Origin of the sequence: Streptomyces sp. NPDC058045 (genome assembly GCF_042885635.1) — a bacterium.
GTDB lineage: Bacteria > Actinomycetota > Actinomycetes > Streptomycetales > Streptomycetaceae > Streptomyces.
The window spans coordinates 45,954-69,427 of record NZ_JBHVRR010000017.1 but is presented as its reverse complement, the minus strand read 5'-3'; the positions used below and the strand labels follow the sequence as shown (position 1 = coordinate 69,427).

Annotated in this window: 18 protein-coding genes and 1 pseudogene; 2 read left to right on the top strand and 17 right to left on the bottom strand. The window is 70.9% G+C overall.

What is annotated here, in order from left to right:
* The first annotated feature begins 20 nt into the window (after positions 1-20).
* Both ACFVST_RS13495 and ACFVST_RS13490 read left to right on the top strand, forming a co-directional pair.
* Positions 21-320: a hypothetical protein gene (locus ACFVST_RS13495; protein WP_390149999.1), complete on the top strand. Its 300-nt coding sequence runs from the start codon at positions 21-23 to the stop codon at positions 318-320.
* Positions 320-1,432 (top strand): hypothetical protein, encoded by a 1,113-nt coding sequence (locus ACFVST_RS13490; RefSeq protein WP_390149997.1) that lies wholly within the window; start codon positions 320-322, stop codon positions 1,430-1,432. Before ACFVST_RS13495 ends, ACFVST_RS13490 begins: the two co-directional genes overlap by 1 nt.
* Before the next feature lie 238 nt (positions 1,433-1,670).
* Here ACFVST_RS13490 and ACFVST_RS13485 read toward each other — a convergent pair whose 3' ends face one another.
* The 17 genes and pseudogenes from ACFVST_RS13485 to ACFVST_RS13405 all read right to left on the bottom strand — a co-directional run bounded on the left by ACFVST_RS13485 (position 1,671) and on the right by ACFVST_RS13405 (position 23,318).
* Entirely contained in the window at positions 1,671-2,933 is a 1,263-nt protein-coding gene (locus tag ACFVST_RS13485) for a TIGR02679 family protein (RefSeq protein ID WP_390149994.1), read from the bottom strand.
* Positions 2,914-7,083 carry a TIGR02680 family protein gene (locus ACFVST_RS13480; protein WP_390149992.1) on the bottom strand — a complete coding sequence of 1,390 codons (4,170 nt, stop codon included), beginning with the start codon at positions 7,081-7,083 and terminating at the stop codon, positions 2,914-2,916. Before ACFVST_RS13480 ends, ACFVST_RS13485 begins: the two co-directional genes overlap by 20 nt.
* On the bottom strand, positions 7,080-8,549 hold the full coding sequence (locus tag ACFVST_RS13475; RefSeq protein WP_390149989.1) for a TIGR02678 family protein: 1,470 nt from the start codon (positions 8,547-8,549) through the stop codon (positions 7,080-7,082). Before ACFVST_RS13475 ends, ACFVST_RS13480 begins: the two co-directional genes overlap by 4 nt.
* Positions 8,550-8,577: 28 nt before the next feature.
* Positions 8,578-10,146 (bottom strand): TIGR02677 family protein, encoded by a 1,569-nt coding sequence (locus tag ACFVST_RS13470; protein WP_390149988.1) that lies wholly within the window; start codon positions 10,144-10,146, stop codon positions 8,578-8,580.
* Positions 10,143-10,619, bottom strand: coding sequence for a hypothetical protein (locus ACFVST_RS13465; RefSeq protein ID WP_390149985.1), 477 nt, complete (start codon positions 10,617-10,619; stop codon positions 10,143-10,145). The genes ACFVST_RS13470 and ACFVST_RS13465 overlap by 4 nt, the downstream gene beginning before the upstream one ends.
* The gene (locus tag ACFVST_RS13460; protein ID WP_390149982.1) at positions 10,609-10,986 is read right to left on the bottom strand and encodes a hypothetical protein; all 378 of its coding nucleotides are present in this window, start codon (positions 10,984-10,986) and stop codon (positions 10,609-10,611) included. The genes ACFVST_RS13465 and ACFVST_RS13460 overlap by 11 nt, the downstream gene beginning before the upstream one ends.
* Positions 10,987-11,027: 41 nt before the next feature.
* Entirely contained in the window at positions 11,028-12,134 is a 1,107-nt protein-coding gene (locus tag ACFVST_RS13455; protein WP_390149979.1) for a hypothetical protein, read from the bottom strand.
* A 1-nt stretch (position 12,135) separates the two neighbouring features.
* A complete protein-coding gene (fxlM, locus tag ACFVST_RS13450) occupies positions 12,136-14,226 on the bottom strand; it encodes a methyltransferase, FxLD system (RefSeq protein ID WP_390149976.1) in 2,091 nt (696 codons plus the stop codon).
* A 17-nt stretch (positions 14,227-14,243) separates the two neighbouring features.
* Positions 14,244-15,500 (bottom strand): lanthionine synthetase C family protein, encoded by a 1,257-nt coding sequence (locus ACFVST_RS13445; RefSeq protein ID WP_390149973.1) that lies wholly within the window; start codon positions 15,498-15,500, stop codon positions 14,244-14,246.
* Positions 15,487-18,588: a lantibiotic dehydratase gene (locus ACFVST_RS13440; RefSeq protein ID WP_390149971.1), complete on the bottom strand. Its 3,102-nt coding sequence runs from the start codon at positions 18,586-18,588 to the stop codon at positions 15,487-15,489. The genes ACFVST_RS13445 and ACFVST_RS13440 overlap by 14 nt, the downstream gene beginning before the upstream one ends.
* 82 nt (positions 18,589-18,670) lie before the next feature.
* A complete protein-coding gene (locus ACFVST_RS13435) occupies positions 18,671-18,850 on the bottom strand; it encodes an FxLD family lanthipeptide (protein ID WP_390149968.1) in 180 nt (59 codons plus the stop codon).
* Between the two features lie 38 nt (positions 18,851-18,888).
* The gene (locus ACFVST_RS13430; protein WP_390149965.1) at positions 18,889-19,020 is read right to left on the bottom strand and encodes an FxLD family lanthipeptide; all 132 of its coding nucleotides are present in this window, start codon (positions 19,018-19,020) and stop codon (positions 18,889-18,891) included.
* Between the two features lie 107 nt (positions 19,021-19,127).
* A complete protein-coding gene (locus ACFVST_RS13425) occupies positions 19,128-19,316 on the bottom strand; it encodes a hypothetical protein (protein ID WP_390149963.1) in 189 nt (62 codons plus the stop codon).
* Between the two features lie 293 nt (positions 19,317-19,609).
* A complete protein-coding gene (locus tag ACFVST_RS13420) occupies positions 19,610-19,939 on the bottom strand; it encodes a hypothetical protein (RefSeq protein ID WP_390149960.1) in 330 nt (109 codons plus the stop codon).
* A gap of 53 nt (positions 19,940-19,992) precedes the next feature.
* Positions 19,993-21,045, bottom strand: a complete 1,053-nt coding sequence (locus ACFVST_RS13415) for a hypothetical protein (RefSeq protein ID WP_390150135.1) — start codon at positions 21,043-21,045, stop codon at positions 19,993-19,995.
* A gap of 113 nt (positions 21,046-21,158) precedes the next feature.
* Positions 21,159-22,878, bottom strand: a pseudogene (fxlM, locus tag ACFVST_RS13410) (methyltransferase, FxLD system); the annotation flags it as partial.
* An 80-nt stretch (positions 22,879-22,958) separates the two neighbouring features.
* Positions 22,959-23,318, bottom strand: coding sequence for a hypothetical protein (locus ACFVST_RS13405; protein ID WP_390149958.1), 360 nt, complete (start codon positions 23,316-23,318; stop codon positions 22,959-22,961).
* Positions 23,319-23,474 lie beyond the last annotated feature (156 nt).

The window sequence follows — 23,474 nt, the reverse complement described above, 5'->3', positions numbered from 1 at the left end:
ACACGAATCAGGGGGAGTACATGGAGAACGCCATCGCCTATCGCAAGTCGCCCGGCTGGGATGTGCGTCCGTACGACGACCTGTCACACGCGTTCCTCTTCCGTGCCGCAGATCCTTTCGTGCTGATCCTGGACACGGTCAGCCTGTACATCATGGAGCTGTGCACGTCGCACACACCGGCCGGGGCGACGGAGAAACTCACCTCCGCGCTGAGCGGAAAAATGTCCGCGGAAGCCTCCGGAAGATTCTTCGAGAAGACCACGCGGCAACTGCTCCACCAGGGAGTCATCGAGTCCGCCACCGGGCAGGAGGAACAGTAGTGGGATCACCGACGCAGGGGGTCGAGAAGCAACTGGCGGGCGGAATCTTCGGAAACGGTCCGTCCCTGAAGAAGAACTCCGACACCTACTATTCCGGACTCGTCGGCGTCTTCTCCGAACTCTTCCCGGATTTCGGCCGGTTCGCGGACGCCCCGCGAACTCCGCAGGAGAAGTCCGTCGTACGCGGACACCTCGACGAGGCGTTCATCTACCTGCGGACCGATCAGGAACGGGCCAGCGCGAAGATGGACGAACTCGTCCGTCTGCTCCGCACCTCCTCTCCCGAAAAGCCCGGACAGCCCGTACCACCGAACTCCTCAACCGCCGGCGATCCGCCTTCCACCGGCATGGAACGTCCACCGACGCTCGCGGGATGGAACAATCCGGTGGGCCACTATCTCCAGGACCGGTTCAACGCGGCGATGTCGCACGACGGGCTCGATGTCGCCGTCGAACTCCGCGAACCCGACGAAGAACGTGAAGCCGCGGTCGACGAGTCATACCGCGTTCTTGCCGGATGCCTGCCGGAGATCGGCCCTTCGACGGCGGCCATGGTCGACGGAATCGCACTGTTCCGGGGAAAGCCGCACAGTGCGTACATCACCGGCACCCCCGTGGTGGTGTACGTCAACGAGGACTGGATAACCGACGCACTGCACGGCGCCGATTCCCTGCTGCACGAGACACTGCATCAGAAGCTGGTCGATTTCGGGCTCACGCGGAGGATGCTGCGGAGCGGCTACCTGGACGCGGACAGCAGCCGGGCGCCCGTACCGTGGGGCGGCACCGGCCGCACGTTCAGCGCGGACCGCACCCTGGCCGCCTACCACGTCTACGTCCATCTGACACTGCTGCACTGCGCGGCACTCCAGCACGGGGACGCACTCGGCCTGCCTCACTCCGACGACGAGGTGGAGGCGCGCACGGCCGTCCGCTGGGCCCGCGCCCGGTATCTCGGCTCACGCTTCGACGACCCGGCGATGGACCGGGAACTCGACGTCGACGGCCGGGCACTGGTCTCCTGGCTCTGGAGGGCCAACGAGGAACTGGGCACCCTCGCCCTCCCCTCCGGCCGAATCCTCGCCACATACGACCAGGCCCACGGCGGTTGAGGATTCGGGCACGTTCCCCGGGTGGTTGCCGTCGGGCGTTCAGGTCCGGCAGTCGCAGCAGGCGTCGCGAGCTGCCCTTGAGGAACTCCACGTTGGTGGCACCCGCCTTCGCCGTGTTCGCGAGGGGCCGACCAGCAGGGGCACGCTCTGACCACAGAGCCCGAACAGCTCCGGTGCGGGCAGTGCTCACCTGCTGGTGGCCACTCGTCGAGTCTCACTCACGACCCGATGAGTCCCATCAGGTGCGGGTGAGGTCGGAAAGGAGCGCGGGCAGGAGGCGTTCCTCCATGACTGTCCTGCCCGACTCCTCCATGGCCCGGGCCAGTTCGGGGTCCCAGGGGCTGGCGGTGGACGGTCCCGTGAGCGGCGTGGACTCGCCCTTGCCGAGTGCCGCGGTGTAGTCGGCGGCCGTCATCCGCCAGGGCCGGGCTCCGTGGCGGGCCACGGCATCCGTGGTGATGCGCAGACCGGCCCAGTCGAAGTCGGCGCGCCAGTGCAGTCGGGCTCCCGCGTGTACGGCGTCACCGAGCAGTCTGTGGCAGGCGGCGGACGGGACGCCCTCGGTGCAGACGAGGGCCGCGGAACCGTCCTGGAGTTCACCGGCCGCGGCACGCAGTACGGCCGGGTTCTCGCAGACGAAGACGGTGCGGGCAGCGGGGACGACGGGGGCGGTGGTGAGCTGGTGGAGGGTGAGCCGGAAGGGGATGCCGGAGTCGGCGGCGTCGCGCAGCCAGCCGCAGACCACGGTGTCGCCCCGGGCGCTGATGTTGAGGACGAGTACCTGGCTGGCGAGGTCGTCGGCGGTGGCTCCGGCGCTCTCCCACAGGGCGCGCCGCCCGGCCCGCTCACGGGGGACGCCGACGGCGGTGCGCTGGGCGAGGGCGCGCAGGACGAGCTGTTCGAGTGGGGTGCCGGGAACGAGGGCTTTCGTGTCGCCGGTGGCCCGCTCCGCGAGGACCGGAAGTGGCAGGACTCCTGCGGGCGCCCGCTCCGAGTGATCGGGAAGTCTTTCCAGTACGCGTACCGCCGCGTCGAGGAGGGACGCGTCCCCGCGGCGTACGAGACGCGTGAGGGTGCCGTCTGCGGCGATCCGCTCCAGCCAGGCGGCGAACCACTCCTGCCCCGCGAGTCGGCTGGAGTGGGCTGATCCCAGGGCCAGTTCGCGGCGGGTGTCCTCGTCGGCCCGTTCGGCCGGCCGGTCGCGCAGTGGGCCGTGGAGCCGGCTGAGGGTCGTCAGGAGGCCGGTGCCGTAGCGCTCGCGCAGATACGCGTCCAGGTCACGCAGGGGCACGGTGAGGCGCTGGGCGGTCTCGGGCCGGTACCGGCCGGTGACACCGATGACGGTGCGGCGTTCCGCCTCGCTGGGCCGCATGAGCCCGATGTCACCGTCGAGTACGCTCCCGGAGCGTTCCAGCCTGCGGCGGGCGGCAGCGAGGAGCCGGGTCCACCCCTCGTCCCGCAGGTCGCTGTACTGCCGGCGTTCATCCGGTCCGGTCGGCAACCGCGGCCTCCTCGGGAGTCGCGGCACGCCGGGTGCCGGGTGAGCCGAGGGCGGCGGTGAGATCCCCGGTGTCGTCGGCGAGGAGCCGGTCACCGTCCCAGACGAGCAGCAGCGCGGAGACGGTGTGATCGACGGCGGTGTGCGCGAGGTCGTAGTGGGCGGCGGCGGGCACAGAGGCGTGGGCGGCCCACAGGTCGTAGCCGGTCATGAACAGGTCGAGGTCGAACTGGGCGGCCAGTGACATGAGTTCGCCGCGCCCGGTGTCGTCCACGCCCGCGAATGCCTCGTCGAGGGCGAGCAGGCGCGGGGCGTGCGGGGCAGCGGAGTTGAGCATGGCGTGCGCGGCGGCGAACAGCGGCAGGTACAGCGACACGGACTGCTCACCGCCCGACAGCCGGCTGTGGCGGGCGCGGGTGAGCCTCTCGTCCGCCTTGTCGGGGCGCACAAGCTGGAACGCGAACTGCCGCCAGCCCCGGTAGTCGAGGACCTCGGCGAGCAGTTCCCGGTAGGGCTGGTCGCGGTGGCGGGCGCGGGCGGTCTTGATCTGCGCGGCGAAGTGGGTGCGCACCCGGGCGAGACCATCGGGGCCGAGGCGGGCGGCGTCGGCGTCAAGGAGGGCGCAGACGGCGCGCTGTTCGTCGTCGAGATGGTCCGCGAGCAGCCAGCTCACGCCGACTGTCGTCCCCGAGGACATCGTGCGCCTGCGCATGTCGGTGTTCATCCGCCTGATCAGGTCACGGGCGTCGACCGTACGGTCGTGGATCTGCTGGGCGAGCCGGGTGAGCAGGGCGTCCTCCAGGATGCGCTGCTCGGATTCGGAGAGCAGTTCGGCCTGGTCCCGGCGGTGTGCCGCGATCTTCTGGGCGAAGGCCGCGACGGGGAGCTGGCCTTCCTCGTCGGCCACGCGGACAAGGATGATCCCGTCGGAGCCGTCCCATTCGGGCCGGTAGTCCTGTCCGGCGGCGGCGAGCTGCGCCTGCAGGTCGTCCAAGGCCCTGGTGAGACGGGTGACGGACTGTTTGAGGCTGGCTTCGGTGGGGGTGAGGTCGCGGGTCGCGGAAAGTATCGCCTCGTGTACGGCGATCACGGCCGGTGGGAGTGCTTCGCCGGCCCAGTCGGCTTCCTGGCCGGGCCAGGAGAGGCCGGGCGGACAGCGCAGGATGTCGAGGCGTTCACGGGCGGCGTACGGGCGCAAGCCCCAGGCGGTGTCCTTCTCCTCCGCGGCGGCGACCGACCCGGCCGCGGCGGCGGCCGTACGGCGGGCCTCGGCGGCGGCGGTGCCGGCGATCGCGGTGTGCTGAGCCGTGCGGGCCGCCGCGGCCTCCCGGACCAGGGCGTCGATCCCGCCCTCGGCCTCCTGCACCTGGCGCATCACGTCCTGCGCCTCGGCCCCGACCGCCTCCTGGAGCGCTTGGAGTCTCGCGGCTTCCTCGGTGTGCCGGCGATGCGCCGCGCGCGAGGATTCCCGCGCGGCCTCCTCGTCCTCGGCGGCGGCGGTCAGCCGATCGGCGCCCGCCTGGGCGGCCTCGCTCTGGCGGGCGTGTTCACGGCGGCGTGCGGTGAGTTCGCGTACCGCCGTCTCGAAAGCGCGGGTGGCGGTCTCGACGGCGTCAAGGCGTTCGGTCTTGACGCCGTGTTCGGCCGCGGTGCGGTGCAGGGTGCGCTCGGCGACCGAGCAGGCGGCCACCGACGCGTCGTACGAGGTCTGGGAGGCGTCGGCGGCGTCGCGGGTGGCGCGCAGCCTCGCCGCGGCCTTGTCGAGTTCGCGCAGGGCCTGCGTGATGGCGGTGGTGCGGGGCAGGGCGGCGCGGGCGGCGGCGCAGGCGTCGAGGGCAGCGTCCGTACGGGCTTGGGTGCGCGCCAACTCGTCGAGTTGGTCGGCGAGTTCGGCCAGCAGCCGCTCGCAGGCGGCGATCCGGGCGGCGCGTCGGCGCGTCCGGGCGGTGGCGCCGACGTACTCGGCGTGCTCCTTGGTGTGGGCACCGGTCAGGACACCGGCCGCGTACCGGCCATCGGGGCTGACCTGCGGGACCCACACGTCGAGATCGCCGGTGACGCTCACGGAGCGCAGTACGGCGGTGATCCGCGCGGCCGGGATCGCGGCGGGGTCCCCCGGTTCGCCGGGGTCGTCGGGCCGGAGCAGATCGGCGAGGCTCGGGCCGCTCACGGGCGCGCCGGCGCGGAGGTAGCCCTCGCTGTGCCCGGCCGCCACGGGGGTGTCCTCCGCGGTGACGAGGGCGTCGAGGAAGCCCGACGCCTCCAGAGCCGCTTCCAGGTCCGCCCGTTGACGGCCCGTCAACTCGTCGTCGAAGTCGACGAGTCGCCACAGCGGAACACCGCCACCGGGCGCCCGTTCGGCGGTGCGTCCGCGGGCCGGGGGCGGGGCGTCGTCGTGTTCGGCGGCGATCCGATCGCGTTCGGCTTCCGTCTCGGCCCGGTGGCGCTGTAGGTCTGTCCGCCGGGCGCGCAGGGAGGCGAGCGTGTCCCGCAGGTCCTGCACCGCGGGAGCGGTGGCCTCGGTGAAGGCGTCGGCGAGGGTGACCGCCTCTGCCTCACCGGTCAGTTCAAGGGCTTCGGCAAGCCGGCCGGCCCCATCCCCCGGCCTTCGGCCGGGGGGACCTCCGTCTCGCTCCGCTTCGGCAAGGAGCGCGCCGTGGTCTCGCGTCCATTGACGGAGCGCCGCACGGGCCTGCTCACGGGCGGATTCGAGGACGGACTCGGCGGCCGTCTCAGCTGTTCCGGCCGCGTCGACGGCTTCCTGTGCGCGGTCGAGCGAGACCCGGGCGAGGTCGCGGGCCTGCTCGGCGCCGCGTACCGCTTGCTGGGCGCCACGCACCGCCCGGACACCCTCGTGGCGGGCCGCGGCCAGCGCGGCGGAGCGTTCGGTGATGCGGGCGGGATCGGCGTCCGCCGGTGTCCAGGGGATGCCGGCGGTGTGGGCGTGTCCGGCGACGGTGGCGGCGTCCCGGGAGATGGCGGCGTCGAGTTCGGCGGTGAGCCGGGCGGAGCGTCCGGCCTCGGCGCGGGCACGGTCGGTGGCGGCCGTCCGGCGTTCGCGTTCGGCGCTCGCCTGCCGGGCGGTCTGGTCGCAGGTGCGTACCAGGCGGTCCAGGTCGGCTAGTTGCTCGATGGCCTGGTAGGCGGAGGAGGAGCGTAGCTGATCGAGCCGGGCGCGCTGGGTGGCGAGCGAGGCGTCGGCGGACTCGGCGCGGGTCTCGGCGGCGGCCTGCTGTTCGCGGGCCGCCGCCAGGTCCGCGGTGGCGGCGCGCAGTGCGGCGGCGTGCTCGGCGGTTTCGGCGCGGCGGGCCGTGAGCCTGTCCGCGGCGGTGCGGGAGTGGACCCGCAGGTAGGTGGAGTAGCTGGCGAGGAAGGCCCGGGTGGCGTCGTCGGCGGCTGCCAGCCCCTCCAGGGTGCGCTGTACGGACTCCATGTCGTCGAAGGAGCGGGCCGCCTCGGCGATCAGGTCGTCGTCGAGCGGGCGCAGGCCCGCGGTGAGGGTTTCGGAGAGCTTGGCCGGGTCGAGGTTCTTGGCGAGCTGCGGGCGGCGCAGGGTGAGGATCAGGGTGAGGAGCTGCTCGTACCGCTCCCGGCCGAGGCGGAACAGGCGCTGGTCGACGGCGGCGCGGTAGTCGGCCGCGGAGGCGATCAGCTCGTGTCCGAGCCCGGCGGCGAGCTGTTTCCTCGTCATGGGCCGGTCGTCGTCGGTGAGGAGTGAGAAGTCCTGACCGACGCGGCCTTCGGTGACGAAGTGCCAACGAGCCGGCGTGTCGCGGTGCCGCTGGGCGTGCAGTCCGATGCCGCAGGTGACGGCTTCGCCCGTCTCCCGGTGGGTGAACTCGATCCAGACGTAGCCGAGCGCGCTGTCCTGGCCGCGGAAGAGCAGGTTGGACTTCATCGTGCGGTCCTCGGCGGCGAACGGGTTGAGCCGCTTCGGGTCGATGCGGCCGTCGAGGACGAAGGGGAAGAGGACTTCCAGGGCCTTGGTCTTGCCGGATCCGTTGGGGCCGCGCAGCACCAGCCAGCCGCCGGCGAAGGAGAACTCCTCGTCCCGGTAGTCCCACAGGTTGATGATCCCGGCACGGGTGGGTACGTAGCGGGCGGCCTGAGCGGAAGCCGGGGTGCCGGCCGGGGCGGCAGCGGGGGTGCTCACGGAGTCGGGTCCTTGGCGGAGTCGTCGGCGGACAGGGCGGGCTGGGCCGGGAGTGGGGCCGGCGGGCGGGCCGCGGCCCTGGTCTTCACCCGGGCGGTGACCCCTCGGTAGCGGGCGAGCAGAGGGAGCGCGAGGGCTCCGCCGTCGACACGGACGATCAGTGACATGGCGGCCAGCAGGCCGAGAGCCTGGTCGAGCAGGCGGTCCGGGTCGCCCCGCAGATCGGCCGCGAAGCCCGCACCGTACTCGCCGGTGATCTCCTTGAGCCGGCCCCGGAGCCATGCGTCCGTGACGAAGGGGTACCGGGTCTCTCTCTGCTCCTCCCCCACCTCCTCGCGGGTCTCGTACGTCCCGTGCACCCGATGCTCCCCGTGCGGCCCGTACGCCTCGGACGCCGCCTCGTCCGGCGCGGTGGACCCGGCGATCACCGAGGGCGTGGGCAGAGCGCCGTCGATACGCCCGGCACGGGCCGCCAGGCGTTCGGCGGTGGTGGGCGGGGGCAGCAGTTCGAGGGCGTGCCGTCCGGAACGCCGCACGGCGGTGCTGATCCGCGCGGCAAGCAGCAGCGCGGCCTGGGCGACGGTGCCGCCGCCGGGAAAACGGATGTCGGACAGCCTGCCGGAGGTGTCGATGAGCGCCACGCCCTCGGCCCGCCGCTCCACCGTCAACCCGGTCAGGCGCTCCAGGTCCTCGGCAAGTGCGGGAGCCCGTAGCTGGCCCAGGAGTTCGGGGCCGGCTTCGGCGTAATACGCGACCGGGTTCTCCAGCACGAGGCGGCGGGCACGGCGGGCCTGGTCGCGACGCTGTGCGGCGCGGCCGGCGGACATGCCCAGCGCGCCGGCCGAGTCGAGAAGGGCGGTGACGGAGGTCAGGTGCTGAAGGACGCGGCTCGGGTGGTGGACGGCGAGGAGGATCTCCCGGTCGATGTCGTACAGGGCCTCTGCGCGCTCGGGATCGCCGGCCCAGGCGGTGGCGGAGCCATCAGCGAGGGTGAGCGCGCCGCGTTCGGTGAGCCAGGTGACGGCATCGACGAAGGCGTCCCGGTCCGGCTTGCGCGCGGTGTCGAGCCCGAGTCCGTCGACGCGTACGGCGTCGGCGGCGACCGCGTCCGCCAGCTCACCCAGCGCCACCTGCGCGCTGTGGCGGCCCAGGGCCGCGAGGGTGAGGACGAGGTAGGCGTAGCGGCGGCGATCGAAGGGGCGTCCCGCGCGTGTGAGGGCCGGACGGGTAGCGTCCAGGCCGTCCTGGGCACGTTGCAACCGGGCGGTGTCGGCGGTGGTGACAAGCCGGTAGCCGAACACCTCCACCAGATCGGTGCGGAGCTGCCCGGCCCAGCGGCGCACGATCGCCAGCGCGCCCTTGTCCGGGTAGCCGGGCGTGACCAGCGGATGCCGCAGTACGAGCCGTACCGCCTTCTGGTAGTCGGCGAGTTCGAGCGGGGAAACGCCCTCAGCGACACGGCTCATGCGGTCCTGCCTTGCTCATGGGCCGGCCTCATGACACCGGAGAGGGCACGGAGGGTTTTCCTGCGGTGACCTCCAGGCGCAGCCCGTCGAGGTGGAGGCGCCCGCGTACGGTGTCGACGGTGGTGGAGCCCTCGGCGAAGCTGAGGGTGAGCCGCACCCCGTGGGCGGATCCGGAGGCGGCGGTCACCAGGCGGCTGGTGGCGACACGGGCTGTGAGCGCCACGTCCAGCAGGGCGAGCAGGGCCCGCGTCTCAGGTTCATCGAGCGTCCGGCCGTACACGCCGTCCGACGCGAGGGCCTGTACGGCGCTGCGGCGCTCGGCCTGCTCCTTCAGTTGCCCGGCGCGGAGCAGGGCCCGCCGGTCGTCGTTGCGTTCGATGCGGCCGGGGCCGCGCAGGGCGGGCGTGCGCCCGGACTGGACCAGGGTGCGGGCGAGTTCGACCGGTTCGGCCTCCCACCAGGACGTACGCCCCGGGATCTGCTCGGGATCGGCGTACGGTACGGCGATGTGGCGGGGTGCGCCGAGCCCGAAGACCGCCTGGAAGAGGGCGTGGGCGTCCTCGTCGCTCTCACAGGAGGTGAACCACTGGGCGAGGTGGCGCAGTTGGCTCTCCCGGCTCACCCCGCCCCGGCGGGCCTCGGTGACGCGCCGCAGCAGGGCGAGGACGGAGCGGATCGCGGTGACGGTGGCGTCCTGCAACCGTTCGGCCTCACTGTGCTCGCGCTCCGCGAACCAGTGGACGATGCCGTCCCACCGGTGCCGCCAGTCCGCCAGACGCTCGGCGGGGCTGCGGAAGAGCCGTTCGTCGGCCTCGGCGGCGTACTCGATCATGCGGTCCACACCCGTGGCCGCGGCCTTCTCGACGGCCTCGGCAAGCAGTGGAGCGTAGCGCCCGAGCTCGGCGGTGAACTCCCGCATATGCACCAGCAGCGTGTCCTTGTGCGCGAGGAACACCTCGGGCCGGGTGTCATTGGTGCGCGCCAGGTCACCCAGCATCAGATAGAAACGGGCGGCACGCTGCGCCATCTCGTTCAGCACCGAGTCAAGACGGCCGAGCTTGCGGTAGACCTCCTCGGCGTCGCCCGCGGCGCCGGCCTGGGCCAGCGCGTGGAGGTCACCGAGGATGTCGGGGAAGACGAGGCGAGAGAGCCGGGCGTCTTCCAGCCGCGCGCCGAGCACCTCCTCCACGGCCCGGTACGCCCGGTATCCGGCCTGGGTGAACTGGTACACGTAATGCCGGTTGCGGTACTCGGCCAGGTTCGCGGCGCGCGTCCCGTCGTACGACCGGTCCAGGACCTGCCAGTCGGTGAGCGCGTCGAGAAGCGGCTGCACGCCGGCCGTCCCGGCGGCTGCGCCCGCGGCGGGATGGTCGGCGGTGAGCCGCTCCAGCAGCCCCACGACATCCGAAGTGTGCAGCAGCACCTGGTAGTTGGCACGTCCGCGGTCGAAGGCACGCAGCAGCCACAGGTATTCACGGCGTTTCTCGGCAGCGGCGAAGTGGAACAGCCGCAGCCGGTCGTCGAGGGAGAACGCGTCGATGCCGAACGCGGCCTCGTCGACGGGCCGGCCCCCCGGGTCGTCTGACTCGTCACTCACAGATCTGGCGGCATCCCTCGCGTCAACTGGCACACGTCCGGCTGGACACCACGCACCCGCGCCATTCTGCCGCACCCCGGGCAGTGCGGGTAAACCAGCTCCGACTGGCGCCACATGTGGTAGGCCATGGCGTCGCCCGCCCTGAGGACCGAGGCGGCCCCCTCGCCGGCGAATCGCCAAAAACTCCCGCTCGGGAGCCTCGCGCCGCCCCGACCCGACTGAGCCAGGAGGGCGATCCTCCACAGAACATATCGGCGACACATATCGGCGACGCCGTCGCGCAGATCGTGGACTTCGCTCTGGTGGACGTGGTGCTGGTGGAGAACCGTGCGGTGCAGCGACGGCGGCACCAGCCTTCCGGTGTTCTCGTGGAGCACGTCGTCCGTACGGCCCGCGCTGTCGCGCCAGACCTCCAGCTTGTCGTCAAGGACGCGGGCGACGACTCGGCGGGCGCCGTCCACGTCAAAGGCCACGAGCCCACTCTCCGAGCTGGGTGAGCATGGCCTTCGTCAGGGAGTACGGCTCCGTGCCGAGGTCGGGACGGGAAAGCGCGGCGCCCTCCAGCGCCTCTGGGTCGATGGCGTCGAGGAACACGGCCGCGGCCGGGCCAGGGTCGGGGAGGCCGGCCACCGCGACGCGGGCGATCCCTGACCACTGGGTGTCGTTCCGGTCCGCGACGTGCAGCAGCACCTCGGGGTGTTCCCCGGCGAGGTGGCTGACGGAGTACGCCTTCACGGCGCTCGGCTCGATGCTCCTGCCGTCGATCTCGATGTCGGCCCGGCCGCCCCGCGTGGTGATCTCCACTCGCCGAGCGGGTGCCGTGGCGTTCGTCTGGTCCATTCAGCCGACGCTATGGCTGGTGTCGGACAAGCCGAGGGGCTTCACAAGTCGGCGGGGAGCTCCTGAGTCAGGTGACGTTCCGTCGCGCTCACACTGACCGTGACAGCGTCCAGGAGATCCCGCTCCAAGGGATCGGGAATGTGGCCATGGCCGAGGCCGGCCGAGGCAACGGCGGCCGACAACGTGTCGAACTCGTCCGGGCTCATCTCCTCGCGGCACACGGAATGAGCCTGGACATCGCGCGCGACGTATCCGTCTCCGCACGTTGTTGCTTCGCGGATGAGGCGGCGCAACACCTCGGCCTGCCGGTTACGCGGGGCAAGGTCGAGCGCAGCCAGGCCGACTCGGGAGCGGAAGACGGCAATCTCGGGGGCTGCGTCGAGGGCCAGGTAGTGCTTCACCATCTTCTCAACGGGGTCGACCGGGTGCTCTCCGGCTGCGGTGAGGCAGAGCACGGCGAGGCACGCAGCGACGGAGTGCTCCCAATCTTCCGTCAGAGTCGTCTTGTTCAGGAACTCCAGTGCTTCGCTGGGCTGCTCACCGAGGCAACGGACGAGGACTTCTACTTGACGCCCGTCGAGGAGTCGCTGGCCCACGCCGCGGTGCTGCTCGCTGTGCGCCCGTGCGCGGTCCCATCGGCCTGCGGCGACGAGGGCGCGGGTCCCGTCGCCGAGGATGACGGCCCACAGCCACTGGCATACCTGCTGATGGTCGGCTGCCGATTGCGTGAGGTGCTGGAAGGACATGGAGCGGCCGTCGATGACCGCTTCCGTCTTTGATCTCACCGCCCGGTTCAAGGAGTCGAGCAGGTGGTACGCGCCGAGCCCGTCGCCGTCGCGGACGCGCAGTCGCGCCAGGTTTACCAGGGGCTCCAGGGCGTGCCGGGCCTCCTGCGCGCTCAGGGGCTGAGCGCGCAGGAAAACCTCGGTGTGACGCCAGCACAGAGCACGCGCCAGGTCCGGTATGCCGCAGTCACTCGCAATGAGCGCCGCCTTGTTCAGAGAGACGGTCGCGGAGGTCGCCTTGCCGTCGTGCTTGGCGGCGTGGGCCAGGGCCGTGACCTGTCGAATCCGTTCCGCGAGAGGTGGGCAGGCCGGTCGCGGACGGGCTACGAGTGGGAACCGCCGTGCTATCTGGCTGACGTCCATGTCATTGCCATTCGATGACGATGCGGTTCAGCGCGTTGTCGAGGGCGAAGCGGCCCGGCTTCGGTGCGAGCGGGGCTGCGCCGAGCGGCTGGATCTCGAACCCGACGTCGAGCGGCCGGAAGTCCTGGTCCCAGGTGCGGATCTGCTCCGCGACGTTTCGGGCGAGGGTCTCGGCGTCGGGGCCGTGGCCGATGACGCCGAACTCGTAGAGGTTGGCGCCGTCGGGGGCCTTCGTCGCGTATGGCCGCCGGGTGAGGTAGGTGAGCGTGCCGCCCTCGAAGACCGCGGTCGAGGACCGGTAGGGCGCGGTGACCAGCTTCTTCTCGATGGCCTCGGCCTTGGCGGGCATCCGGCTCAGGCCGTTCGGCATGGCGCAGGTGAGCCACAGTTCCAGGTACTCCGCCGACTCCGGGCCCCGGAAGGTGACGTCGGTCCATACCTCGGTGCGCGGCTGGCGGAAGATGTCGCTCAGGGCGTCCGCGTCGACCTTCTGGTCTCCGTTGGTGACGAGGGTGACGGTGTTGTCGGGGTCCAGGGGGACGAAGACGCGCGGGTCGTCGGCGATGCCCCGGCGCAGCGGCATGAAGGTGTTCATCTGGCTGCTGACGCTGCGCCAGACTCCGTCCTGGTTCTCGAAGGCGATCGAGCGGGAGACGCTGCCACGCAGGCGCAGCGGGGTGAGAAGCCGTCCGCCGGGGGCGAGTTGGTCGAGCCAGGCGTGGGGCACCGCGTGGGCGCCGACGGTGGCTTCGATGCGGTCGTACGGCCCGTTGGGGGCATAGCCCACGGCTCCGTCGCCGAGGATCACGTCCACGTTGTGGATGTCGGCGGCGGCCAGTCCGGCACGCGCTCCGTCCACGATGTCCTCGTCCACATCGATCGTGGTGACGTGGCCCTGCTCGCCGACGAGGTAGCCGAGGAGACCGGCGTTGAAGCCGGTGCCCGCCCCCAGCTCCAGGATTTTCTGGCCGGGCTGGATGTCGAGCTGTTCCAGCATCATGCCGACGATGTCGGGCTGGGAGGCGCAGCTGATGGAAGCCCCGGATGCGTCGAACTTCGTGTCCACGGGCTTGTTGCCGTACGCCTTCGCCAGCGGGGCGTTCGGGACGAAGAGGTGGCGGGGGACAGTCCGCATGGCCTCCTCCACGCGAGGCGTGCGCACGCATCCCTCCTCGACCAGATGGTCGATCAGTTGGGAGCGCAGGCGGTCGGCGGAAGGGGCTTCGATGGTGTCGCCGTTCACCCCGGTGACCGTTGTGCTCGGCGTCCCCTCGGTTCGGGTGGACGCGGCGTGGTCGCTGGTTCCCATGACTACTTCTTTCGCAAGTGTTGACAAGGTGTGCTGCTCCTCCGCGGGGAGGCCCAGCCGGTTCCAGTGGAAGATGCCGTGGTGGGCGATCACGGCCCGCAGTCCTCGTTCCAGGTGGCCCTGGCGGTTGAGGTCTGCGAGCTGCTGGCCGAACCACTCGAAGGTGGCTATCCACTCGGCCAGCGGCGCGAGTTGGCCTTCCGTGACGCTGCGGCTGGTGGTACTGACGTCGGCTGTCATCAACCGGTGGGTGGCGGGCTGGTGCCGTTGCGGGTTGCGGATCTCGTCGCCGGGGCGTTCGGCCGCGATCCTCGCCCAGACGTCGCCCTGCTCGTACCAGTCGAGTCCCGCCGCACGCATCGCCACGCTGAGCAGGAGCACCCCCAGCTCGCGGCGGCCGAGTGGGGGGCTGTTCGCCGCCTGCTGGCGGGCCAGTTCCTCCAGCACGTGACGGCTGTCGTGGTGGAACAGGGTGTGCGCGATCTTCATGGCGGCCGGACCGCCGAAGGCCGTCTCTTCCGGCTCATAGAGGGCCGGTGTCCAGGAGGCGAGGACGCCGGCGTCGACCAGCTCGTCCAGGGCGGCGTCCAGACCCTTCGCGGAGTCCGGGCCCGCGGGGCGGTACCGCAACCGCCACCACGGGTACTTCCGCAGGAAGGACCACTGGGCCAGTTCCGACTGCTGAGTGGTCAGCACCGGGAGCAGATGCTCGGTGGCGGTGGCCTCCGCGCGGCTCCAGTCGGTGAAACGGATGAGGCGTTGTGGCCATTCGTCCGCTGTCATGTTCCCTCTTCTCAAGGCTAGTTGGTCAGGAAGCAGGTGTCCCACCCGGACGCGGACGGCGGCCCCGTGTGGAAGGCGTGGAGGGCGAGGGCGGTTCCTGCGGCGCCTTCGAGGAGCCCGATGTCGCCGCCGGAAGGGGTGAGCAGGGAGTCGGCCGGCGTGCCGGGCTCGGTGTCGGTGATCGGGGCCAGGAGCCGGGGCAGGCACTCGGTGAGGCCGGGGGTGAGGGCGTCGGCGGCGACGAGCTGCGTGATGTGCGCCAGACCCGCGAAGCCGTGACACAGGGAGACGTCCACGGTCGCGGCGAGCTGGCCGGGGTCCGTCATCGCGCGCAGGAGGGCGGTCTCAGCCGTGCGTTGGCGTACGGGATCGTTGAGGGCGAGAGCGGCGAGCTGCTGAGTGCGGGCGAATCCTGCGGTGCCGTAGCACCAGGACGGCCGGGAGGGCCCGGGGCCGGGCGTGTCGGATCGCATGTGCTCACGGGTGATCCAGTACGGCCACCACGGGCCTGCGGGACCCTCCTGCTCCCAGTGGTCGAGCCAGGCCAGGATGCGGTTGATCGTGTCGAGGTGGCCGTCGACGGTGATGCCGCGGCGGGCCGCGAGGGAGAGCACGGCGAGGGGGCCGCCGATGCCGTGGGCGGCGCCGTTGTTGGCGTGCCCGTCCGGATAGTCCGGGGAGGTCTTGCCGGAGGGGGCGAGGTGGCTCCACCAGCCAGGCAGGAGTTCCCCGTCGTGCTCGACCGGCTCGGTCAGCCGGACCAGGTACGTCAGGATCTCGCGGAGCACATCGGTGTGACGGTCGCGGTGCAGCAGGAGCGCGCCCATCCCGCTCAGGCCCCGGATCGTGTCGAACTCGGCCAGCGCGGGCATCTCGCCCCGGTCCATGCGCGTGTGGGCGCTGACGAGGCGGTCGCGGATCGCCGTCGTGACGTACTGGTCGAGGGTGTTCAGGGCGCGGGCGTAGCGTCCGGGGCGGTCGGCGGCGGCGTGCAGGGCGAAGGCGAGGGCGGGTGCTCCGTAGTAGAGGTGGCTGTCCGCGCCCCCGACGGCGGGTTCGGCTGCGGCGCAGGCGAGCCAGTCGTGGGCGCGCTGCCATGGCCCCTGGTCGGTGCGGGCCCGTTCGATGTGCAGCAGCGCGACACCGACCGCGCCGTGCGCGAGGGACTGCGGCCACCAGCCCTGGCGGTGATGCAGCGCCCGCACCTCCTGCGGTGCGGCGAGCCGCTCAGCGATGGTGTCGGCGGCAACCCGCGCGTTCTCACGCAGGTTCATGGTGATCTCCTCGGTGGGTCCAGGCCATTGCGGCGGCGTGGGCCAGCCGTACGCACGTGCGCTCGTCGTCCTTGTCGATGCCTGCGGCGCGGATGTGGTGGGCGTGCAGCAGCGAGTCAAGAACGAGGTTCGGGTCGATGCGGCCGGACTCGTCAAGCAACTTCCGGTAGCGGGCCAGGGCTTCGTCGCGTTCGCTCCAGGCGGCAGCGACGGCTGCGCCGCCGGGGGTGGCGCGCAGGGTCGCCCAGTCGTTTTCCGGATCGGCCAGGCGTACCGCCTCACCGAGCACGGTGCGGTCCAGGGGGCGCGGGTCGCTGATCCGGCCGTGGGTGATCAGCCAGTCCATGCCGCGGGCGGTGCTGCCGGTGAAGGCGGCAGCGAGAGCGACGAAGTTCGCAGCGGTCAGGGCCTGTTGGTGAGGGCGCGGGTTTTGGGCGAACTGGACTGCCAGGGCACGGGAGTCGGCGGCGAAGACGTCTTCGGCCAGGCTCATCAACGCCCCGGTGCCCCACCGGCCGGTTTCCGGATAGGAGGTGGCGAACTGCATGTCGGTGAGCAGTCCGGCGCGGCGCAGTCCGGCCGCCCAGGCACCCACCCGCTGCGCGGTGGGTGCGAAGTCCTGCGGATCGGGGACCGCGATGCGCAGGCGCAGGTGCCTTCGCGGGTCGTGGTAGCGCATGTACCACCAGGTAGGCGGCTCGTTCCACTGGGCCAGGAGTTCGGGAAGGTGGTTGGCCAGGATCTCGGGCTGTCGCTCGACGTGCCCGTACAACTTGACCAGCAGCCACGGAGTGGTGCCCGGGAGGTGACCATGGTCGCGGGTGAGAAGCCGGTCGGCGGTCACGGGCGGCGCGGTCGGCCACTGCGCAGAGCGAGCGGCCGTCATCGGGGCGATGATCTCGTGGGCCCGTCCGTCGAACCAGCCCCCGTCAGACTCCACTTCGGTCAAGACCGCCGACTCGTTGGTGTCCAAGTGGGCACGCAGCAGCGCGAGGTGCGCGCTCTCGGAGAGGTCCAACGGTAGGAGCTGGTCGCCTTCGGTCAGCGCGACCTCGTCCGGAACGCGGCGGCGTGAGCGCCACTCGTCGGCGGCCATGCGCCATTCCTCCCAGGAGGCACGGCGCCCCGGAAGTTCTGTCCGGTCCAGCCGCCACCTGGCCGGAGAGAGGATCGTGCGCCCGTAGCGGACGCGCGGCAGGTACGGCAGGGCGGCGGCGGACGCCCACGGGAAGACGGTCAGGACCGCGGCCTGGGCCCGGCTGATCTCAGTGAGGAAGCGTGCGAGCGGCGGCGTGTGGCGGCGCAGGTCCAGCGCGTGCAGCGTCATAGTAGGGTCCAGCAGGCACGCGCGGGAGAGGGAGACGAGGTAGAGCCCGCGGCGGTCGCAGCCCACAGCGAGGTCATCGAGCGTGATGGTGCGTTCGTCCGCCGGACGGTGCTCCGCCAGGCTGATCACGGCCGGCAGGAGTTCGGCAACGCGGGTGACGTTGGCGTCGCCACGGTCGAGCGGAGCGAAGGCGACCTGCGTCGGCAGCGAGCCGGGCGCGTTGACGGGCAGCTTCTTCAGCACGGCGGTGACGCGGGCCTGGTCCTCTCGTCTGAGCAGCCCGAGGCTTCGCCCGAACGTCGTGCCGATGCCACGGGAGGGTGCGACGCCGTGAATGGTGAAGTCCCCGTCTTCGAGGGCGGCTTGGGACGTGGCCCGAACCTGGAAGCGCAGTTCCGTGTGGGCCGGTACCTGCGGAGCGTCGTGGTCTCCGACCCTCAGCGTGCGGATCAGCCTCTCGTCCAGGCAGATCTCGTCCCGTCCATCGAGCGCAGCCGCCTGGGCGAGGGAGAGCAACTGCCGCTCACGGAAGGTCAGGGGCTCACGCTGTTCAGGTTCCGCGTCCCGGTATCCGGCCGGGAAGCCGAGACCGACGTCCGGGTCCACGACGTCCCGGACAGGGACGAGCGAGTTGATGCCGTACCGCTCGAAGAACCGGTTGTGGAAGTCCTTCCACGCCGGAGTGCCGAAGGGATACGGGGTCAGCCGGGCCAGCACGGTGACGGCCTCCTCCGCCTCGCGGGCAACCTGCGGGGGCAGAGTGAGGGAGCAGTCCAGGCGCAGGTCCAGCGTGAGGGGCTGGGACTTGACGGTGCTCAAAGTCGTCATCGTATGGCGCAGGGCGGTACGCAGGCGCCGGCCATCCGCCGGGGCGAGGACCTGGTTGTGCTGTCGGATGGCGTCTCGGACCGCTCGCAGGTCGGCCACGAGGTCCGCGGTGGGCGGTGCGTCAGCAGCCTCAGCTTGCTGGACCAGGTGATCGAGGGCGTCCAGGGTGGCGGAGGGTGCGTGCAGGCTGGTGATGAGCACGCCGCGCTGGATCAGACTGGTGACGAGTCCTTCCACCCGGTCACGGGCTACGTCGGGGAACTCGGTCTTCACCTGTCCCACGATCGCGGAGAATGGAACGGGCGAGGCCGCAACATCGATGGCGATCCGTACAGCGGAGGTGTATCGGAGGGACACTTCCGCGGCAGGGCTGGCCTCGGTGCGGTGTGAGCGAGGCGGATAGGGCACGATCAGCCGGCCGCCGCGTATGTAGGCGGTGTTGTTGGCCACCACGTTCAGGTGCCGAAGGAGTTCGGGGATCGCTTCCAGACGAGCGATCAAGTCAGCGATCCAGCCGCCGTCGGCCCGTACAACTGCGCGGTGCCACTCGCCCCAGGTCCATCCCGGCCGTGCTCCGAAGGAGGCAGGAGCGATGCCGGCGAACAGGCCGTTGGGTGTCGCTCGGCCCGTCATCCGCAGCAGGTACCGCATGACGGACAGCACAGCGCGGCGTAACTGACGGGTCTCAGGCCGAGCCGCCGAGCACAGGGTCTCGACCTGCTCTGCGAGCAAGGGGCTGGCCTGCTCGATGGCGTCGGCGGCCTCCGTCATCGACCAGACGTCTCGCAGCCACGCCAGCCACCCAACCTGCCCGGCTGGGGTGCCGTCGGTCAGGTCCGGCCACGCGGGCAGCGGCAGCCTTGGGTAACGGGCGGCGCGCACGAGTGCCATGTCCGCACATCGGTACAGCGGTTCACCCTTCCTGGAATCCATGCGCCCTCCCTGTTCGTGGCGTGGCGGGGTGCCAGCCCGTGCGGCGGATGACCGCTCGGGCTGGCACGTCCCGTGCTCGGAGTCAGGCGACGTTGGTGGCGCAGGACTCATGGCAACTGGGCCTACAGCCGTCGTCCGTCAGGTTGATCAGCGAGGCGGAACCGTCGCCGGACTCCAGGACGCTGACGTCCAGATCGAATGCGTCACCGTCCGCCGTGGCCTTGGGGGGCTGCACCTGGCTCTTGATCGCGTTCGCGTTCATGCGGATCTCTCTTCCTACTCGTCGTGCGGTGGAAGTGTTCACGCCACGTTGGTGGCGCACGGGCTGGAGCAGGTGCTGCCGCAGCCGTCGTCGGTGAGGTTGATCAGCGCGGCCTGTCCGTCACCGGACTCCAGGACGCTGATGTCGAGGTCGAAATCGTCGTTCTCCATGTGCTGTTTCCTCCGTAGTCGTGTGCGGCTCGGATCGAAGGGCACGGGGTACGTGCCGCGTGGCGGGGCCGGCGCGGCATGGGTGCCGTGCCGGTGTTCTGATGCGGTCAAAAACCGCTGGGAATGGAGGAGTTGCCGCAGCCGCCGTCGGACTCGATGACGCTGATGTCAAGGTCGAACGGGTCCTGCACGGCACAGCCGGGGCCGTCCCCGCGCACTGATCGGTCACCCTGGGAGTCATCGGCATCCTCCTGCATCGGTGCGGTGGAACTGGTCGATTCAGGGTGTTGCTGCACGGCGGTTCTACCCTCCGGACGGTAGCGGGGCGGCTGCCCCGGTCAAGCTGTTCTCGGCCACCTCTCCAGGTCACCGAAGTCGGTGCCCGCGAGAGGAGTTGGCGGAGAACCGTGCGGTGCAGCGACGGCGTCACCAGCCTTCCGGTGCTCTCGTCGAGCACGTCGTCCGTACGGCCCGCGCTGTCGCGCCAGACCTCCAGCTTGTCGTCAAGGATGCGGGCGACGATTCGACGGGCGCCGTCCACGTCAAAGGCCACGAGCCCACTCTCCGAGCTGGGTGAGCATGGCCTTCGTCAGGGAGTACGGCTCCGTGCCGAGGTCGGGACGGGAAAGCGCGGCGCCCTCCAGCGCCTCCGGGTCGAGGGCGTCGAGGAACACGGCCGCGGCCGGGCCAGGGGCGGGAGGTCGGCCACCGCGACGCGGGCGATCCCTGACCACTGGGTGTCGTTCCGGTCCGCGACGTGCAGCAGCACCTCGGGGTGTTCCCCGGCGAGGTGGCTGACGGAGTACGCCTTCACGGCGCTCGGCTCGATGCTCCTGCCGTCGATCTCGATGTCGGCCCGGCCGCCCCGCGTGGTGATCTCCACTCGCCGAGCGGGTGCCGTGGCGTTCGTCTGGTCCATTCAGCCGACGCTATGGCTGGTGTCGGACATCCCGAGCGCCGCCCAGCAGGCCCTTATACGAAGCCCTGCCGGAGTACCCGGTCGGCCTTGTGGAGTGCGTGCTTCAGCTCGCCGAGTACGCCCTCGGGCAGACGTTGCGCTGCGAGCGCGCAGGCATTCACGAGTTCGCGGCAGTGGGAGGTCTGCTGTTCGTTGAGGAGGTTCAAGCACGGGCCGTGGGTGAGGAGTTCACGAGCGGCGTAGCCGTCTGCCGCTTCAACCGCCCGCGACACCAAAGCGTGGGCTACGGCGTCCGCTGGATGTTCCGCGAGGTGTGAGAGGTCCAGGACGGTCAGGCCCAGGCGTGTGTCGAAGACTGTCCGGCCCGGCTCCCGCGCGGACTCAAGGTAGGCGGTCGTCAAGGCGGCGAGGTCGGCTTCGCGCGCCGTCCCGCTCTGTATCTTGCCCGCGGTGGCGAGGCTCAGGGTGACGTTGCGCTCCCAGGGGTCACCGGGGGCCGTTTCGGCAACGAGTCGGGCAGCCCGCGCGTGATCGTCGTCGACGAGGGCGGCGACGACGGCGACTTGGCGTCCGTCGAGCATCCGTCGCCCCACACCGCGGTGCCGTTCGATGTGGGCTTCGGCCTCGCTCCAGCGTCCGGCGGAGGTGAGTGTCCGCGTGCCGTCGGCGAGGAGCACGCGCCACAGCCAGCCGCGCACTTGTTGCCGGTCCTCCGCGGTTGCGACGAGTTCCTCCGGGACGGTGATGCCGTCGTATTCGAGACCTGTTCCGTCGGTGACGGCCTCGAACAACGCGGTGAGGCCGTTCCGGCCCGCGTCTGCGTGCCCGGCGCGGATCTCCAGGCGGGCGAGGTTGACCAGTGGCTCCAGTCCTCGGATGGCGCTCATCGCGGGAAGGGGGCACGCCTGCAAGTAGGCGTGCGCGTGGGCGTGGCACATCTCGCGGGCGAGTTCGGGCAGCCCCACGTCGGAGGCGAGGAGGGCGGCCTGGTTGTGGACGGACGAGGCCACGCCCTGGTCGTGGTCCTGCTCGCTCTGGTCAGCGAGGGCGGTGAGGGCTTGGACGCGCTCCGGGAGAGGCAGGCAGGCCGGCCGGAAGCGTGCGATGAGCGGGAAGCGCCGGGCTATCGGGCCATTGCGGTCCGTGCGTCCTCCAAGAGGCGAAGGGGCGTGTCCCCGCCCGGCGTGGGCGGGGACACGAGGCAGCAACTACCTGTCGCCTACTGCCACTTGACGACGATCTGGTTGAGCGGCGTGCTGATGGTGAACTGTCCGGGCTGGGGCTCGGCGGGGGCCACGTCGAGCGGGCGCAGTTCGAAGTCCGCTTCGCGGCCGCGGTAGTCGCGGTCCCACTCCCTGATCGCTTCAGCGACGCGGGTGGCAAGCTCGGCGCTGCCGGGCCCGTGCCCGATGACGCCGAACTCCCAGAGCTTGCCGCCTTCGGGGGTCTTCTGGTCGGACACCCGGCGGGCCAGGTAGGTGAGCGCGCTCTTGTCGAAGACCGCGGTGGAACTCGGGTACGGGTCGTCGGTCAGCAGCGTCCCGGCGGTCTTCGCCCTGTCGAAGGACATCCAGTTCAGACCGCTGGGCAGGGCGAGGGTCACCCACAGCTCCATCCACTCCGGGGACTCCCCACCCCGCACCAGGACACCGGTCCATTCCTGCACGGAGGGCTGGTCGAGGACGTCGGCCAGAGCGGCGGCGTCGATCGCCTGGTCCGTGTTGGTCTGGAGGTGGACCGCCCCGGTGGCGGTGACCGGGATGAGCGGCCGGTCGTCGTCGGCGACACCTCGCCGCAGGGGCATGAAGGTGTTCATCTCGCTGCTGACGGAGCCGAATTGGTCGCCGCGGCGCTCGTAGGCGATGGACCGGTTGACGCTGCCGCGCAGCCGCTGGGGGACGAGGAGGCGTCCGCCCTGGGCCAACTGCTCCAGCCAGGCGTGCGGGATGCCGTGTGCTCCCACGGTGGCGATGATCCGGTCGTAGGGTGCGCCGTCGGCGTGCCCGACCGCGCCGTCGCCGAGGACGACCGTCACGTTCTCGACCCCTGCCGCGGCCAGGTGCGCGCGGGCGCCTTCCACCAGGTCCTCGTCCACGTCGATGGTGGTGACATGACCGCTCTCGCCGACGAGGTGGGCCAGCAGCGCGGCGTTGTAGCCGGTGCCGGCGCCCAGCTCCAGGATGCGTTCGCCGGGCTGCGGCTGGAGTTGCTCCAGCATCACCCCGACGACGCCCGGCTGGGAGGCGCAACTGATCGACTGGCCGTCCTCGTTGTACTTGATGGGGACGATCGAGTTCGCGTAGGCGTCTTCCAGCGACGCTTCGGGCACGAACGTGTGGCGGGGCACGGTACGCATCGTCTCGATGACGCGCGGGGTCCTGATCCGGTCCTCGGAGATGATCTGGTCGACCAGAGCGTTGCGGAGGCGTTCGGCGGCGGTGTCGTCGGCTTCGATGGTGTCGGTGCTCACGGCGGTCAGGCTAGTGTCCTCGCCGGCCGTTGCCGGGGCGGTCTCAGTGTGGTCGCTCGAACCCATGACGATCTCTTTCACTAGTGCTGACATGGCGCTTTGGTCCTCGGTGGAGAGGCCGGCGCGGTTGGCGTGGAAGATGAAGTGGTGGGCGACGACCGCCCGCAGGCCGCGTTCGAGCTGACCTCGCCGGGCGAGGTGGGCCAGTGCGTGTCCGGCTTCCTCGAAGGCGCTCACCCAGGTGTCGTGTCCGGCGAGCGGTCCCTTGTTCGACGGGTCGCAGAGCGTCGCGGCGTTGACCGTCATCAGCCGGCGCATCGCCGTGACCGTGCCCGTACCCCACGTCGGTCCGGGAGCCGACACAGCCGGGCGCAGATGGGAGACCTTGTCCCAGACGTCTCCCTGCTCGTACCAGCACGCCCGCCCCGCAGGCCAACGACACCTGGACAGCAACGCGCGTGCCGCGCCTCGGCACACGGATCCCGGCGTCAGGTCGGCTAGTGAGCAGTTATGCCTCGTCAGATCGCCAGCCAGGCGATCCACGCGCCGTCAGAGGTCCAGTCCAGGTAGAGCTTCAGTCCGCATAGATGCTGTGAGGGCGTTGAGCAGCCGTGTGTTGGCTGCCTGGTCATGGCTCAGGTCGACTGCATGTCGCGGCAGGCTGGTCAGGCGCCGAAGGACTTCAAGACGGGCTTTGGGCCTTCCGGCGTTGTTTCCGTCGGTGAAGCCGAACAGGTCGGGGTAGCGCTCCTCGTCCGAGGTCACGAAGACCCGGGTGGTGACTTCTGCGCTGCGCTTGTCATTCGTACGGGCCGGGGCGCTGGTGGAGGAGACCATGCGTGGGAGGAGGACGCTGGCTGAGCTGCCGGTGGTGGCGAGGGGGATCCGGAACTGAAGACCGGCGGTCATTCCGTACGGCAGACTGAACAGCCGGGCGGCGAGGGGCACTTGAGAGTGTGAGGTGTCCCTCGCCGCCCGGCTCACTCTTGTTCCCGGGAGCCCGCCAGGGGCTCTCCGGGTGGGTGGGCGACTGCCCGCGACCTCACCGGCGTCGCGTGGGATCGG